17 protein-coding genes are annotated in these 15,863 nt (G+C 54.5%); 12 read left to right on the forward strand and 5 right to left on the reverse strand.

All coding sequences use genetic code 11. From position 1 onward, the window contains the following. Window positions 1-242: 242 nt before the first annotated feature. Together hflX and C812_RS00765 are read left to right on the forward strand one after the other, a co-directional pair. Entirely contained in the window at window positions 243-1,526 is a 1,284-nt protein-coding gene (gene hflX / locus C812_RS00760) for a GTPase HflX (RefSeq protein WP_016310794.1), read from the forward strand. Between the two features lie 107 nt (window positions 1,527-1,633). Continuing rightward, window positions 1,634-2,104, forward strand: a complete 471-nt coding sequence (locus tag C812_RS00765; protein ID WP_016310795.1) for a GNAT family N-acetyltransferase — start codon at window positions 1,634-1,636, stop codon at window positions 2,102-2,104. A gap of 323 nt (window positions 2,105-2,427) precedes the next feature. Here the strand turns inward: C812_RS00765 and C812_RS00770 are convergent, their stop codons facing one another. Together C812_RS00770 and C812_RS00775 are read right to left on the reverse strand one after the other, a co-directional pair. Then, entirely contained in the window at window positions 2,428-4,041 is a 1,614-nt protein-coding gene (locus tag C812_RS00770; RefSeq protein WP_016310796.1) for a sensor histidine kinase, read from the reverse strand. Further along, a complete protein-coding gene (locus C812_RS00775; RefSeq protein ID WP_016310797.1) occupies window positions 4,038-4,724 on the reverse strand; it encodes a response regulator transcription factor in 687 nt (228 codons plus the stop codon). Before C812_RS00775 ends, C812_RS00770 begins: the two co-directional genes overlap by 4 nt. A 308-nt stretch (window positions 4,725-5,032) precedes the next feature. Between C812_RS00775 and C812_RS00780 the strand changes: the two genes are divergently transcribed. Continuing rightward, complete coding sequence (locus tag C812_RS00780; protein ID WP_016310798.1) at window positions 5,033-5,965, forward strand: manganese-dependent inorganic pyrophosphatase; 933 nt, start codon at window positions 5,033-5,035, stop codon at window positions 5,963-5,965. Between the two features lie 234 nt (window positions 5,966-6,199). Here the strand turns inward: C812_RS00780 and C812_RS00785 are convergent, their stop codons facing one another. Together C812_RS00785 and C812_RS00790 are read right to left on the reverse strand one after the other, a co-directional pair. Continuing rightward, a complete protein-coding gene (locus tag C812_RS00785; RefSeq protein WP_016310799.1) occupies window positions 6,200-6,502 on the reverse strand; it encodes a hypothetical protein in 303 nt (100 codons plus the stop codon). 21 nt (window positions 6,503-6,523) lie between these two features. Next, complete coding sequence (locus tag C812_RS00790; RefSeq protein ID WP_016310800.1) at window positions 6,524-7,141, reverse strand: TetR/AcrR family transcriptional regulator; 618 nt, start codon at window positions 7,139-7,141, stop codon at window positions 6,524-6,526. 154 nt (window positions 7,142-7,295) lie between these two features. Between C812_RS00790 and C812_RS00795 the strand changes: the two genes are divergently transcribed. Then, the gene (locus C812_RS00795) at window positions 7,296-9,524 is read left to right on the forward strand and encodes an MMPL family transporter (RefSeq protein WP_016310801.1); all 2,229 of its coding nucleotides are present in this window, start codon (window positions 7,296-7,298) and stop codon (window positions 9,522-9,524) included. Window positions 9,525-9,691: 167 nt separating this feature from the next. Next, complete coding sequence (locus C812_RS00800) at window positions 9,692-11,086, forward strand: amino acid permease (protein WP_016310802.1); 1,395 nt, start codon at window positions 9,692-9,694, stop codon at window positions 11,084-11,086. Window positions 11,087-11,103: 17 nt separating this feature from the next. Here the strand turns inward: C812_RS00800 and C812_RS00805 are convergent, their stop codons facing one another. Then, on the reverse strand, window positions 11,104-11,736 hold the full coding sequence (locus tag C812_RS00805; protein ID WP_016310803.1) for a LysE family transporter: 633 nt from the start codon (window positions 11,734-11,736) through the stop codon (window positions 11,104-11,106). A 170-nt stretch (window positions 11,737-11,906) separates the two neighbouring features. Between C812_RS00805 and C812_RS00810 the strand changes: the two genes are divergently transcribed. The 7 genes from C812_RS00810 (at window position 11,907) to deoC (ending at window position 15,820) form a co-directional block, all read left to right on the forward strand. Then, window positions 11,907-12,686: an MBL fold metallo-hydrolase gene (locus C812_RS00810; protein ID WP_016310804.1), complete on the forward strand. Its 780-nt coding sequence runs from the start codon at window positions 11,907-11,909 to the stop codon at window positions 12,684-12,686. Beyond that, the gene (locus C812_RS00815) at window positions 12,664-13,230 is read left to right on the forward strand and encodes a TetR/AcrR family transcriptional regulator (RefSeq protein ID WP_016310805.1); all 567 of its coding nucleotides are present in this window, start codon (window positions 12,664-12,666) and stop codon (window positions 13,228-13,230) included. The genes C812_RS00810 and C812_RS00815 overlap by 23 nt, the downstream gene beginning before the upstream one ends. Window positions 13,231-13,374: 144 nt before the next feature. Further along, window positions 13,375-13,638, forward strand: a complete 264-nt coding sequence (locus C812_RS00820; RefSeq protein ID WP_016310806.1) for a YqkE family protein — start codon at window positions 13,375-13,377, stop codon at window positions 13,636-13,638. A gap of 74 nt (window positions 13,639-13,712) precedes the next feature. Beyond that, window positions 13,713-14,072: a hypothetical protein gene (locus tag C812_RS00825; protein WP_016310807.1), complete on the forward strand. Its 360-nt coding sequence runs from the start codon at window positions 13,713-13,715 to the stop codon at window positions 14,070-14,072. A 68-nt stretch (window positions 14,073-14,140) separates the two neighbouring features. Next, window positions 14,141-14,332, forward strand: a complete 192-nt coding sequence (locus C812_RS00830; RefSeq protein WP_016310808.1) for a helix-turn-helix transcriptional regulator — start codon at window positions 14,141-14,143, stop codon at window positions 14,330-14,332. After that, complete coding sequence (gene def, locus C812_RS00835; protein ID WP_016310809.1) at window positions 14,325-14,906, forward strand: peptide deformylase; 582 nt, start codon at window positions 14,325-14,327, stop codon at window positions 14,904-14,906. Before C812_RS00830 ends, def begins: the two co-directional genes overlap by 8 nt. A 263-nt stretch (window positions 14,907-15,169) precedes the next feature. After that, window positions 15,170-15,820: a deoxyribose-phosphate aldolase gene (gene deoC / locus C812_RS00840; protein WP_036624469.1), complete on the forward strand. Its 651-nt coding sequence runs from the start codon at window positions 15,170-15,172 to the stop codon at window positions 15,818-15,820. The last annotated feature ends 43 nt before the right edge of the window (window positions 15,821-15,863 follow it).

The raw sequence follows: 15,863 nt of genomic DNA on the forward strand, positions 1-15,863 counted from the left end.
ACTTTGTGCGTATAATTGAATACTGCCAAAGGCTCTGCACCTGTGCAGGGCGAACGGGATAGGTGTACTATGATAAAGGGAACCAATTGGAACTTTAGAATAGAATATGCCTGATTTGGCCGGGAACGCGAACGGGGACGGTGTCCTCTGTTCGTGGGTTTCGAGCTGTTTGAGGGACCGTTTGCGTAAACACAGGTGTAGTGCCTGTGTTTATTTTTGTTCTACAAAGGAGGAACTCAGGTATGACCATGACGGAACAACAACTCGAGCAAAAAGCCATTTTGGTTGGCGTGAACTTAAATCATCAGTCGGATTTCGATTATTCGATGGAAGAACTAGCGAATTTGGCGGAAGCCTGCGACATTGAAGTGGTGGGCGTGCTTACGCAAAACCTGCCTAAGGTTACGCCGTCACATTATATCGGTACAGGGAAAATTGCAGAGGTGCGGGCGCTCCTGGAAGCGCACGACGGCAATCTCGTGATTTTTAATGATGAGCTGTCCCCGTCGCAGCTGCGAAATCTGGAGTCTGACCTGGATTGTAAGGTGATCGACCGGACGTTGCTGATTCTGGATATTTTTGCGGAACGGGCAAAAACTCGCGAGGCTCAGCTTCAAGTTGAGGTTGCCCGGCTGAAGTATATGCTGCCGCGGCTCGTCGGACTGCGGGAATCGCTGGGGCGCCAAAGCGGCGGGGTCGGCACGAAAAACCGTGGTGCCGGGGAAACGAAGCTGGAGCTCGACCGTCGGCGAATTGAGGAGAAGATCACGGCGCTCAGCCGCGAGCTGGAGACGCTGGTAGCCCATCGCCAGACCCAACGCAAACAACGGAAGAAGAACGACGTTCCCGTCGTTTCGCTCGTCGGCTACACCAACGCCGGCAAATCTACGATCATGAACGCGATGCTCGAGACGTATACCCCCGGGCAGGAGAAGCAGGTGCTGGAGAAGGATATGCTGTTCGCCACGCTGGAGACGTCCGTCCGCAATATCCCGCTGGAGGACAACAAGTCATTCCTCCTGACGGATACAGTTGGTTTCGTGAGCAAGCTGCCGCATCATCTGGTCAAGGCGTTCCGCTCCACTTTAGAAGAGGTCTCGGAAGCCGATTTGCTGATCCATGTCGTGGACTTTTCCAACCCGGAATTCGCACGGATGATCGAGATCACGCACCAAACGTTGAAGGAAATTGGCATCACCGACATCCCCATGATCTATGCCTACAATAAGGCCGATCGGACGGATCAAGCATTCCCAAGTGTGCAGGGAGATATCATTTACCTGGCGGCTAAGCCGCGCATCGGGATCACCGAGCTGGTGGATGAAATCCGTCGGCGGATTTTCAAGGACTACGTGAAATGTGCCATGTTGATTCCTTACGATAAAGGCTCCCTCGTTTCTTACTTAAATGAGCAGGCCAACGTGCTGGAGACCAGTTATGAAGAAGAGGGAACCAAGCTCGTTCTGGAGTGTAAGCAAAGCGATTACGGAAGATACAAGGAGTATGTCCTCGAAGGTGCGGAGTAACGGGAGTCGGGATTGGAAAATTTTTTCGCAATTTGGTTGTCGGATGGGAAGGGAAGAAGTATAATAGCCCTCAAAACACGTCTTTCTAACAAAGGAGAGCGATAAGCATGTCCGATATGTTAGTGAAATTATACGATCTTCCCCCCTTCGAAACGGCTCAGCAGTACGAAGCCCGGACCGGAATCACCATTCGCCGCGCCATCGGCCCGGAAAAGCATGTTATCGCAAAATGGGTAGGCGAGCATTTCAATGAGCACTGGGTCAGTGAATGTGAAGTTGCTTTATCCCGTTCGCCAGTTTCTTGTATTATCGCCGTTGAAAACGGTAAGTTGCTAGGCTTCGCCTGCTATGATTCCACAATGAAAGGATTCTTCGGACCTACTGGCGTAGATGAGAAGGAGCGGGGCCGGGGGATCGGCAAACAGCTGCTGCTGCATACGCTCGACCTGATGCGGATAGACGGTTACGGATACGCGGTGATCGGAGGCGCGGGTCCAAAGGATTTCTACGCCAAGGCAACCGGTGCGATCGTGATTGAGGGCTCGGAGCCCGGGATATATAAAGGGATGCTGCGATAATGGCAGCATCCCTTTTTTTTGAAATGTAACGGACTCCAATGACGTTATTTGTGCCAACAACACGTTTTGTCTTGAGCTAACGGACACAGATGACGTTATTTTGCTCTTTTTTGCTGTCATTCCCTTATGGGGGGCTTCATAACGGCGATTGAGTCCGTTACAGAGGGAAATATCCGGGAAATCAGCAAATAACGTCATTACGGTCCGTTAGGCGCAGACTGGCGGGCGAATGGGGGGCGCTCTATATTTGGCTCAGCGTATGCCCGCCCAGCATATGCACCGCCGGCCCTTGTATGCCCGCCCAGCATATGCACCGCCGGTCCTTATATCGCCGGCAGCGTCACTTTAAACGTTGCGCCTTGGCCCGGCTCGCTGTGGACCTCGATCGTGCCGCCATGCGCTTCAACGATCGCCTGCGAGATCGACAGGCCCAGCCCGGCACCGCCTTGCTTACGCGTGCGGGAGGCGTCGATGCGGTAAAACCGCTCGAACACATGCGGCAAATGCTCGGGGGCGATGCCGGGCCCGTTATCCCGCACTTCCAGCTCAGCCTGGCGGGAGTGAGCCGACAGGCGCACCGCGATGGTTCCCCGCTGCGGGTCGGTATGCTGAACGGCGTTGTGGAACAGGTTCAATACCACCTGTTTGATGTTGTCCTCGTCGCACATCGCAGTCAGCCCTGGTTGCAGGTCGAACTGGACGTCCCGGTCCCCGGCCAGCATCCGCAGATGCGGCTCCATCTCCGCAATCACTTGATCCAGGCGGACCTCGGTGCGCTGGACAACCGGCGTGCGGTCAAGCTTGGCGAGCGTGAGCAAATCCTCGACCAGCTTCTTCATCCGCTGCGACTCGCCCAGCATGCTGTTCAGCGCGGTATGCAGCTGCTCTGGCCGGTTGGCGGCTCCTCGCAGCAGCACCTCCAGGAAGCCGTGGATCGAAGTCAGCGGGGTCCGCAGCTCATGGGAAGCGTCGGCTACGAACCGACGCATCTGTTCCTTCGCTTCACGCTCAGCCTCAAACGATTCCTCAAGCCGCTCCAGCATGCCATTAAAGGAAGCGCCCAGTCGATCAATTTCGGATTGCCCGGATGCGGCCGTGAACCGGTTGCTGAGATTCCCGGCATTGGTATCCTCAACGATCCGCACCATTTGATTCAGCGGCTTTAACGCCCGGCGCAAAATTGGAAGATGCAGCGCCAGTCCGCCGGCCAAGGCCAGAAGGGAAAGGCCGACAAACGTCATCAACTGACGCATCATGACTTCACGCAGCGGTGCGGTATAGGTGCCCATTTGCACGAGCCAGGAACGTTCGCCTTGTTCGCCGGGCAGCCCAACCAAACGAAAGACCACTAACTGCTCCTTCCCGTCCTTATCTTCGAGGACGCGATAGCTTTCCGATCCCGGGTGTCCCGGCAGACTCTCTGCAAACAATGCGGCGTATTCGGCATCGGACAGCTGAGGGGCAGAAGCGCCGGATTCGGCGTTCAAGTCGATAAAATGATGATCGCTATTGATGATGGCGAGTGAGGCGTCGGGGAGAAACAACTGCGGAGGCCGACCATCCGATCCTTCACCGCCGAAGCCTCCGCTGCCAGGTGCGCCTCCGTTCATTCCGACAGTCGGACCATCCCCCCCCGGCTTCGGGGGACCCCAGTGCTCAATAGGCTGGCCCGCCTTCATAAAGATATCCCGAAGCGGGCCGCGCATTTGGGATGCCATGGTTTCGGCCTGGTTTTTATATAGGAAGTCTTTCATAATGACGTACTGAAATCCGCCAATCAATATTAAAAGAGCGGCGAGCAGAAAAAAGGATCTAGAGAGCAGTTGAAAGCGCAGCGAGCTCGGGAAGATTAGATTTCGGAGTCCGCGGACCCCTCGTTTCCCGGCAGCGGTCAACCCGCTAATCCATGTCCGGCTTCTGCCGGCAAGGCGCTTCATGGCAGATCTACGCGGTATCCCGCACCGCGCAGCGTTCGGATTAACCGGTGCTCCCGGTCGTTTAATTTTTCGCGCAGGGACCGGATATAGACCTCCACGATATTTTCCTCGCCCCCAAAGTCATACCCCCAAACTCGATCCAGGATTGTCGTTTTGCTTAAGACGATTCCGTGGTTCAGAATCAAATATTTCAGCAACTCATATTCGGTAGGAGATAATTCCAACACCTGATCCAAATAGGCGATTTCCTTGCGGCGGTCATCCAGCCGAAAGGGGCCAATCACCACTTCCCCGAACAAAGCAGGAAACTGATTGCGCAGTCGCGCTCCAATCCGGGCGAGCAGCTCCTCGAAGCTGAACGGCTTCACGACGTAATCGTCGGCGCCAATCGTCAGCCCCTTCACTCGATCTTCGACTTCGTCCTTGGCCGTCAGCATAATGATGGATACATTCTCCCCGTTCTTTCGCAGCAACCGGCACACTTCAAAGCCATCCATTCCCGGCATCATCACATCCAGTACGATCACATGCGGCTGAAATTCGGCGGCGATGGCGACAGCGGTCATCCCGTCTCCGGCGGTGCGGACCTCAAATCCTTCATTTTGCAGCCCCAATTCAAGGAACTGGACGATATGCGGTTCATCATCCACCAGCAAGATTTTTGCCCCTTTAATTTGTTTCATAGAAAAATATCCCCCTTGCACCGATCCATGCGTGTCCATTCGGATGACTCTATTATGCACGATGTTGCTGAACATTTGCTGAATGTTAACTGAAGGCAGATTGAAGGCGAATTGAAGCCCTGGCAGAGCGCCAATTCAAGCAAGGATTCAGCTGCAGCATTAAATTTGATCGTACCCGGTTTGTCCGGAGAAGTAAACGGACGGGATCATGTCCGGGTCACGGTCAGCGCTTGGACGAGAGTCTTGCTTGCCGCTCCGCTAATAAGCTATACTTTTGACATGAAGTCATGTTAAAGGGGAGTAATGAGATGGAAAAAGTATTGATTTTCGGTCATAAAAATCCCGACACGGACACGATTTGTTCGGCAATCGCTTACGCCGACCTGAAGTCCAAGCTGGGCTGGAACGTTGAGCCTGTACGCCTGGGCGAAGTCAACGGGGAGACGGCGTTCGCCTTGGAACGCTTTGGCTTCGAAGCGCCGCGTCTGGTGGAGACCGTGGCTAACGAAGTGAAAGAAGTGATTCTGGTCGACCATAACGAACGTCAACAAAGCGCTTCCGATATTGAGCAGGTGCGTGTAGCGGAAGTTATCGACCATCACCGGATTGCCAACTTCGAGACGAGCGGACCGCTGTACTACCGGGCTGAACCAGTTGGCTGCACCGCGACGATTCTGAATAAAATGTATAAAGAGAACGGCATCTCCGTCCCAGCTAACATCGCCGGCTTGATGCTGTCCGCGATCATTTCCGACTCGCTGCTCTTCAAATCGCCAACCTGCACCGAGCAAGACGTAGCTGCGGCACGGGAACTGGCGGAAATCGCCGGTGTGAACGCGGAGGAATACGGATTGGACATGCTGAAAGCAGGCGCCGACCTTAGCGATAAGACGGTTGAACAGCTCATTTCCTTGGATGCCAAAGAATTCGACATGGGCGGAGCGAAAGTGGAAATCGCACAAGTGAACGCCGTGGACGTCAACGACGTCTTGTCCCGTCAAGCCGAAATCGAGGCCGCTCTGAACGGAATCATCGCCAACAAAGGTCTGGATCTGTTCCTGTTCGTCGTAACCGACATCCTGAACAACGACTCCGTGGGCTTGGCGCTGGGGAAAGCAGCTGATGCCGTTGAGCAAGCCTATAACGTGAAGCTTGTTGACAACAAAGCGGTACTGAAGGGCGTTGTATCCCGCAAATCGCAAATCGTGCCGGTCTTGACGGATATTTTCAATAAACGTTAATTCCTCGGTATTTCGAGAGCCTTGCCTGATGGCAGGGCTCTTTTTGCTGCGTAACTATTCAAATTTAAAGGATTCTAACGGTTGCCTTCGCTTTGATTCCTGAGGCCATCGCGTTCTCGATTCTAGCCGGCGTCAGCACGATGATACGCCATCCGCCCCGTCAGGACATTAAGATAGAACGCCAAAAAGGCTGCTTGCCGGACTAGAAATCCGGGGAAGCAGCCTTTCTATCGTTTAGAGGAGGTGAAACCGCTCCAATTGATCCCAGAGCCCTTGTTCTTGCAACACTTCCCGTTGCTTCGGCCCGATCAGGTCGAAATGAGGGAACGGCGAGCGTTGATGAATGTAACGGGCGGGAAGTCCATGGGCCTCACACCAAGCTCGGAGCCGATCCAGGTCGGAGCAGCCCACTTTGGTGACGGTCTTGGCATCCGGAAACCGCGGATCGAGCCAATAGTGGGTCAGAAAAGCAATTTCTCCGCTGGCGACCTTGCGCTTCCATGCCTCCAATTCCTCTCGTGACACGCCAAAAGCCACAGCTTCCCACCTCCTTCAAATTTAGTTATGAATCCCTCTCCACAAAAAGCTAACGATCGCTTCGGCCGCCTGCTCCGCTGAAGGAAAGAGCTTATTCTTATCGGCGTATTGACGTTCTCCTACCCGCAGCATCGAAACGTACAGATGGGCGGCCAGGTTCGGGTCATCGCAGACAATCTCCCCTTGCTTGGCGGCTTGGGCGAACCCTTCGCGCAGCGTTTCGTACAGATCATTTTCATGGCGGATCAAAGTTTCCTGCTGCTCTCCGGACAAATGTTGCTGGATGCTGCGGAACATCTCGTCCATGTGAACCCGAGGAATCCTTAAATAGTTAATAGTAATCTTCAGCAGTCTTTCCCGAAATGTCCCGGGCTCCTGAAGCAACTGCCGGATGCGTCCATTCACCCGGGCGAGCGTGGTCGCAACCGAGGCCACAAACAAATCCTGTTTGGTTGGATAATAGTAATAAACGGTAGCTTTGGTGATCCCGCAATGCTCGGCAACCTGATTCATGGATACGGATTTATAACCGTTCTCCATAAATAGCAGCGATGCAGTACGCAGGATCTGCTCGGACGTCGCCAGGGCGTCGGGCTGCTGGACGGGCCGTCCCAAGGCTTTTTTATGTGGCGGGGTCAACCGTGATCACCTCAAGCAACTTGTACTGAGCCCATATTATATCATATTTTTCGATTGATAATTAACCTTCCGGTATATATAATTAATGATCAGAGTGATATAAATCACCGGAGAGCCATAGTAAGCAATCAAGAAAAGGGAGATGGAGACTTCAATGGATAAAATATTTGGCTGGCTGTCCCGACTGGTGGCTGGCCGACGCACCAAGTGGATTACGCTGGCGGTCTGGATTATGCTGGCTGGCGGATTAAGTGCCCTATGGCCCAGCGTTAACTCGATGGAGCGGAATAATGCGGCCAACCTGGACGATACCCAACCTTCGGTGATTGCCGAGCAGCTGGCGGAGCAGGAGTTCCCATCGGACAGCGGCATCCCGGCTCTGACGGTCTGGACGCGGGAGGGCGGTCTGACAGATGAGGATTATACCGGCTTGCAGGAGCTAACCTCGTTTTTCACAGAACATCCGGTCGAAGGACTTGAACTGGTACTGCCGCTGAACCAAATGCCGCTTCCGGCACTGAAGCAGCAAGCATCAGAAGACGGCACGACTTGGGTGCTGCCGTTCTTTTTTGCGAAAGGGACAGAAATCGATGTAATGAAAGACGGTATGGAAGAAATCCGCAATCAAGCGGAGACGATCTTTGGCAGCAATCCGTTTGAGGCCAAGCTAGGGGAGAACGGACTGGCGGCGAGAGTCTCTGGACCGGCCGGCATTTCGATTGATGCGTCCGGGCTGTTCTCCAGCGCCGACGTTTCGCTGATGATCGCCACCGTTTTAATTGTACTGATTCTGCTATTGCTGATTTACCGTTCGCCGATCTTGGCCTTTATTCCGCTGATTGCCGTTGGTTTTGCATATGGTGTGGCCGGGCCGATTCTGGGGAAAATGGCCGAGCAAGGCTGGATCACCGTCGATTCGCAGGCGATTTCGATTATGACCGTGTTGCTGTTCGGGGCGGGCACCGATTATTGCTTGTTCCTCATTTCTCATTTCCGCCATCTGTTGACGGAAGAGAAAGATAAATCGAAAGCGCTGGCCGCTGCGGTGAAAGGCTCGTCCGGCGCCATCGCGATGAGCGGATTTACCGTTGTGATCGCGCTGCTCGTGCTGCTGCTGGCGAAATACGGCTCCGTGCAACGCTTTGGCGTGCCGTTTAGCTTGTCGATCCTGATTATGGGGATCGCCAGCTTGACGTTGGTACCGGCATTGCTGGCAATCTTAGGCCGTGCGTCGTTCTTCCCGTTTATTCCGCGCACGCCGGAAATGCAAGCCGAACGGGCTCAACGCCGGGGCAAACCGGTACGTCAGCCGAAACCTAGAACATCTGCGGGGTGGATCGGCCGGACGGTGACGAAGCGGCCGTGGACGATTTTTATCGTGGCGCTGATCTTCCTTGGCGTCTTGGCAACACAAGCTACACGTATCGAGTACACTGTTGACCTGTTGTCCTCGTTCCCGGAGGATACGCCATCTCGGGAAGGCTTTGCAGTGATTGCCGATAAATTTACGCCGGGGGAACTGGCTCCGGTGAAACTGATGGTGGATACGGAAGGCCAAGACATCGATCTGCAAACCGTCTTCAGCAGCTTGCCTTATATCAGCCAGGTGTCCGAGCCGGAGAGCGGCAAAACGAACTCCAACATTCGGGCGGTCGAGCTGGAGTTCAATCTGAATCCATACTCAAATGAAGCGATGCAGCATCTTCCGGAGCTGCGGGAAGCTGCGGAAAGCCTGCTGTCTGACCAAGGCATCAGCAATCCGCAGGATAAGGTCTGGATCAGCGGGCAAACGGCTACGCAATACGATACCGAGCACGTAAACGCACGCGACACCGAGGTCATAATACCGATCGTCATCGGGTTGATTGCCCTGTTGCTGCTCGTTTATCTCCGATCCATCGTTGCGATGGTGTACTTGATTCTTACAGTTGTGCTGTCCTATTTCGCGGCATTGGGCATCGGATGGGTTGTGATTCACGACCTGATGGGCAGTGCAGCAATTCAAGGGTTGATCCCGCTGTACGCCTTCGTCTTCTTGGTGGCGCTTGGGGAGGACTATAACATCTTCCTTATCTCAAGCATTTGGAAAAAGCGTAAGGTCATGCCGCTGAAAGATGCGATCCGCGAAGGCGTCAACGAAACCGGGGGCGTCATTACCTCGGCAGGCTTGATCTTGGCCGGAACGTTTGCTGTGCTGGCTACGCTGCCGATTCAAGCGCTGGTGCAGTTTGGTATCATTGCCGCGATTGGGGTGCTGCTCGATACGTTTATCGTTCGTCCGTTCCTCGTGCCGGCGATCACCATGCTGCTTGGCCAAGCGGCCTTCTGGCCGTCCAAGCAGGGCCAGCTTGAACCCGAGCCGGTGAAAGGCGCAGGCCAATAAGCTCATCGAAAATATCACCTCTGAAGCACTTGGAGTTCCGTCGGGACAGGCGGGGCTTCGGGTGCTATTTTTTTGCAGGGAACAGCTTACATATTTCCCGCTTGGCAGCCGCAGAATACGTGGATGCAGAGCTGTTGATTTCCATTGAAACGAGGGAGACAAGAACAATGGCCAAGGCGCAAAATGGAGAGGCAAAAAAAGGCGACTTAAGCTGGTGGCAGCTCTCCTTGCTGGGGGTGGCCTCAACTATCGGCACCGGGTATTTCCTTGGATCAGGGATCGGGATTCGCATGGCGGGGCCCTCGATACTGATCGCGTTCCTGTTGGCTGCCGCCGGAACCTATACGGTATTTGAAGTCTTAGCCCGTATGACTGCGGACCAGCCGGAGCAAGGTTCCTTCCGCTCCTATGCGAAGCGGGCCTTCGGGCGCTGGGCGGGCTTCGGCAGCGGCTGGGTGTATTGGAGCTCAGAGCTGCTGATCATGGGCAGCCAATTGACGGCATTATCGCTTTTCTCGCGTTTCTGGTTCCCTGGCGTACCGATGTGGATGTTTGCAATTGGATATGCGGTCTTAGGGCTGGGCGTGATCTTGCTTGGCAATAAAGTGTTTGATTCGATGGAAAATGTACTGTCGGTGATCAAAATCGCTGCCATCCTCATGTTCCTGGGGGTTGCCGCTGCTGCGTTGATGGGCTGGATTCACGGAAGCGGCGGGAGAGCACCGGGATTTCCGCATACGGTCAAGACCTTCTTTCCCGCAGGAGGGATGGGCTTGTGGTCAGGATTTATTTTTGCGTTTTACGCCTTTGGCGGGATCGAAGTGATGGGCATGATGGCGATTCGGCTGAGGGATCCGAAGGAAGCTCCGAAATCCGGTACGATTATGCTGCTGTTGCTCACGGTGGTATATTTGCTGTCGATTGGGCTTGTTGTCACTTTAATGGCCTGGAACGCCATTGACCCGAAGCGCAGTCCGTTTGTTACGGCCCTTGCTCAGTATCCGCTGCCCTTTATTCCGCATGTATTTAACGGTGTGCTGATCGTAGCCGGCTTCTCCACGATGGTCGCGTCCCTTTATGCGGTGACGACGATGCTGGTTACGCTCGCGAAGGACAAGGATGCTCCGCCGTTGTTCGCGCGAAAAGGCTGGCGGGAGCGGCCGTTGTTTGCTATTGGCCTTACTGCCGCCGGACTGGCCGCTTCCGTGGTGATGTCTTTTGTTATCCCGGGGCGCATTTACGAGTACATTACGACATCGGCCGGATTGCTGCTGCTTTATAACTGGTTTTTTATTTTAGTGACGTCGGGCAAGCTGCTCAAGCTTACCGGATTTGGACAAGTGAAACGGTGGGGCGGCATGGCCCTGATCGCTATCGCAGTGTCAGGGACCTTATTCCATGATACGAGCCGTCCGGGATTCTGGGGGAGCCTGGTGTTTGTTGGCGTCATTGGGATCGTGACCTTCATAATGCAGCAGGTCGTCTGGAAGCCGAAGAAGCAGGCAGGGCAGCGGAAACGCCCAACCAAATCGATGGTCCTGCGTCCAAAACGGACGACTTGAGCGATTGAGAGCTAAACTTACCATCGCTCAGCGAGCAGTAAAAAGGCTTGATAACCAAAATATAGCCCAAACCCAATGAGGGACAGGCCGGACAATATCGAGATCAGCATCAGGACTCGGTTCGTCAGCAGCTTGCGGAACACGCTGGCAAAGCCCGCCATCGTGAAGTCCCATACGAGCAGACCAACAATAATAGCGCTGCTGTTAATGATTATGTCTTGGGTCCGCATATGTGCTGCGGCTTGGGCTAATACCGAACCGTAAATCCCCAGCCAAAATAAGATGGACAGCGGGTTGCTGACGGACATGAAAAATCCGGACAGGAACGATTTCCGCAGCGGCTCGCTGCCCCTCATTCCCCCATCCGGGATTTTACCAGCTTGCTTCAGGCTGTCGATGCCGATATAGGTAAGCACGAAGAACCCAAATAACCAGAGGAAGCTTTTCATAAACGGAGTGTTCAGGAAGTGCACGACCCCAAAATAAACGAGCAGCATGTACAGCAGGTCAGCGGATAAAGCGCCAAGGCCAACAAACCAGGCGTGCAGGAAGCCGCCGCGGATGCCCTTGTCCAGTTGGGCGGCGTTCACCGGCCCGATGGGAGCGGATAAAGATAAGCCGAGCAGGACATAGCTAAGAAAGCTGTTCATTGCTTAAACCTCCAAAAAAATCCGAAATGATAACGCTGCTTGTACAGCATATTCAGCGGGGTACGCTTGTACGACATCAAAAAAACGAAAGAAATCTCTTGCGAAACTAAAGGGTTTAGTTTAAAGTAAAACTAAAGATATTAGTTTTCGGAGAGAGAGGCGATGATGCAATGAAAATTACGGTGTACGGTAAGTTAGTCCAACTGTCATTTTTACCCCGTTTGTTCCCGGTTAATTGTTATTTGGTTGAGGAAGAGGATAGCGTAACTTTAATCGATGCGGCTTTGCCGTATAGCGTTAAGGGAATTTTGCGAACCGTGGAAAAGATCGGCAAGCCGTTGACGCGCATTGTGCTGACCCATGTCCATGATGACCATGTTGGTGCGCTGGATGCTTTGAAAGCACAGCTTCCCGACGTCAAGGTCTACGTATCCGCCCGTGACGCGCGTTTGATGGAAGGCGATGTGTCGTTGGATCCCGGCGAGCCTAATTCGCCCATCCGCGGCGGGGTGCCGAAGAAGCTCATGACCCGTGCCGATGTGACGTTTACCGATGGGGATCGCATCGGTTCGTTGCTGGCTGTGGCGGCGCCGGGCCATACGCCGGGGTCCTTTGCCCTGCTGGATACGCGCAGCGGTGCATTGATCGCCGGCGATGCTTTCCAAACCCGCGCCGGCATCGCCGTGAGCGGCATCGTGCGCCCGCTGTTTCCATTCCCGGCCCTGGCCACCTGGCATAAGGAGACCGCGCTCGCCAGCGCCCGCAAGCTGGCGAACTTGAACCCTGCGCTGCTGGCGGTAGGGCACGGGCCGGTGCTGAAGCAGCCGGCAGCAGCCATCGCCAAGGCAATTACGGCGGCCGAGCGGGCACTGGGCAAAGCATCGGCTGCCAATGCGGCGGCCTCGACGCAGCGAAAGGAGGATTCCCATGTCGCCGAGAGTCGGAATTGACAGCACAAAGGTGCTGATGGCTGCCATAGACGTGGCGAATGCGGAGGGGCTGGAGGCGGTGACGATTACCTCCATCGCCAAGAAGCTGGGCATCCGGCCGCCATCCCTCTATAACCATGTCAGCGGTCTGGAGCAAATTCGCGTGGAATTGGCCAAATACGCGCTGGACCGGTTATATGAGCATATTTCCGCCGCAGTTGGTGATCGGGCAGGGGAGGCGGCGATCCGCGAGTTCGCCAACGCGTATCTCGAATTCGCGCATGCCTATCCCGGATTGTACGATGCGGCGCAAGCGGCGCCGGGTCCTGACCATCCAGCGCTGCAGGAAGCTGGCGGGCGCCTCGTGGATCTGATCTTGCGATACCTCGGCACCTACTCGCTCACGGAGGAGCAAGCCTTACATGCGGTTCGCGGGCTGCGGAGTTTGATCCACGGCTTTGCCTCGCTGGAACGGCGCGGAGCGTTTGGCCTTCCGTTGGAGTTGAAGGAGACCCTAGCGTTTAATCTCGGCTTGTTCCTTCACGGATTGGAACAGATGACATAAGTCACCTAAGCGTGCGGATACCTCTGCCGTCGAGCGGAAGAGATGCTTGTGATCAAGGGCGGCGATTCCGATTGACAATGATTTTTCGACTATGATACTTTAGGCTTGAACGAAGAGGAACGCAGGAACCGAGGTGAAGCATCCGTGGGGAAGAAGAAAGGACGTTCCGTGCCTAATGCGCCGGCGAACGCGGCAGATAAACCGGCCACGCTGAAGGATCTTCTGGGTCAGGACACGCTGGCGAAGCTGAAGGCGCAGGCTGAAGAATTGAAGAAGGAAGAGGAACGCCGCCAGGAGGAAGCCCGCATCCGCAAGGAGGAGGCGCGCCGGGCGGAGCAGAAACGGCTCGATAACGATTTCGAGCATCTGCTGAATACAAGTCATTTGGATTGGCACAAGTTTAAATAAACTCAGCAAAGGCAATGCGGCTCCTGCAAGCGGGAGCTTTTATTTTTGTGCCTAGAATTAAGGGGGACGGAGAAATGGAAAGTATCGTGGCGTGGGTCGTCTTTTTCCTAGTGATCGTGGCGCTGGGGTTGTTCAACCGGAGATTCAAATATTCGGCCAAGGTTCGGGAATCTTATGAAGAGCTGACCTCGTTGGCCGAGCGGACCCGCAAGGGACGGACGACCAAGGCGGACTTGGCGCGGTGGGATGCCGCTTTGGCACGGCTCGAGAAAACCCCAAGCGAATTCAATAAGCTCGATCAGGAGATTGGCTTGCGCAAGGCGTATGTCCAGTATCTGGAGCAGCATTATCCCGAGGATGAGCGGCTTCCGGAACTGCGCGAAGCGGCCGGGTACCAGAAGGATTCTGTCTGGGGGATTAAAATCAAATCTTGATTTTGACAGGTCCAGCAGGGCGTGATACCATGAGAAGCGTCCAAAACTTTTGACATTTGGTGGTGCCGATGAACAATAAGATCAAGCAATTCCGAAAGCGGCTGGGCTTAACCCAACATGAGCTGGCCGCGGAATGCGGCGTCACGCGCCAAACGATCAATTGCGTGGAGAACGACCGGTACGACCCGACGCTGGAGCTTGCTTTCAAGCTTGCGAAAATTTTGCAGACGAAGGTGGATGAACTGTTTATTTATGAGTAAATTCAACCGCAATTACATCATAACGATGGATGATATTGTAAGAGAAGGGGATCCTATTCTCAGAGTGGTCACGGAGCCGGTCAGCATCCCCCCAACGGAGGAAGACCGCGAGGAAATGGCGGCGATGCTGCAATTTCTGAAGAACAGCCAGGATCCGGAGATGTCGAAGAAATACAAGCTACGGGCAGGCGTGGGGTTATCCGCGAATCAGATCGGACTGAATAAGCGGATGTTCGCAGCGCTGCTGACGGATGAGAACGGCAAAGATCGGCCGCTGGCGATGTACAATCCGAAGATCATCAGCCATTCGGAAGCGATGACGTATTTGCCGGAGAGCGAGGGCTGCCTGTCAGTTGACCGGCCGGTGCAGGGCTTTGTTCCGCGCTACGAGAAGGTCCAGGTGAAGGCCTACGATGAAGAGGGCAATGAGATCAAGCTACGGTTCAAAGGCTTTGATGCGATCGTCATGCAGCATGAGATCGATCATCTCAACGGGATCATGTTCTATGATCATATCAATCCGGAGCATCCGTTTAAGCTGCCGAGCGGTGTGCCAATTTCGAGTCTTTACTGATCCCGCATCAGTTGAAGAGAGCCTGCAAAAGTGCAGGAATAATCGCTGATTTCTAGCATTTCGCCGGAAAAAGATGCAAAAATACAGGTGTTTTTCGACGATATGCCAAAATCGAGCAGATTCTTAAATTCAACCTGTATTTTTGCAGGCTTTCTCTGATGCAGCCCAAATCCCTGCACTTTTCAGGTATTTACGCAATTCATCATTTCAAAATCACGAACGGAGGAATTTCTTTGTCAACTCAATCCCAATCTATTACTGCCATGATCGATCATACGCTGCTGAAGGCGGATGCCGGACGCGCTGCCATTATCAAACTGGCGGAGGAAGCCAAGCAATACGGATTTGCTTCCGTATGCGTGAACCCAACCTGGGTCAAGACTGCTGCGGAGGTCCTGAAAGATTCTCCGGTTAAGGTCTGCACCGTAATCGGCTTCCCGCTGGGCGCCTCGGCGCCGGAAGTGAAGGCGTTTGAAGCATCCCACGCGATTGCCGAAGGCGCGGGTGAAGTCGATATGGTCATCAACATCGGCGCGCTTAAGGACGGCGACGACGGGCTGGTTCTTCGCGATATCGCCGGGGTGGTGCAGGCTGCAGCTGGCAAAGCGCTGGTGAAGGTCATTATCGAGACTTGCCTGCTCACCGAGGAGGAAATCGTGCGGGCCTGCAAGCTGTCCGTGGAAGCTGGAGCCGATTTCGTCAAAACATCGACCGGGTTCTCCACGGGCGGGGCGACCGTCGAAGCGGTGGAGCTGATGCGTAAGACGGTAGGTCCCAACGTTGGCGTGAAGGCGTCCGGCGGCGTGCGTACGCTGGCTGATGCCGAAGCGATGATCAAGGCGGGGGCAACGCGCCTTGGCACCAGTGCCGGTGTGGCCATCGCCCAAGGTCAAAGCGGCCAAAACGACTACTAAGATCAAGCGACATGAGAGAGAAACAGGGTGCTATTCCAGAGCG

The organism is Paenibacillus barengoltzii G22 (assembly GCF_000403375.2).
In the GTDB taxonomy this organism is placed as follows: Bacteria; Bacillota; Bacilli; order Paenibacillales; family Paenibacillaceae; genus Fontibacillus; species Fontibacillus barengoltzii.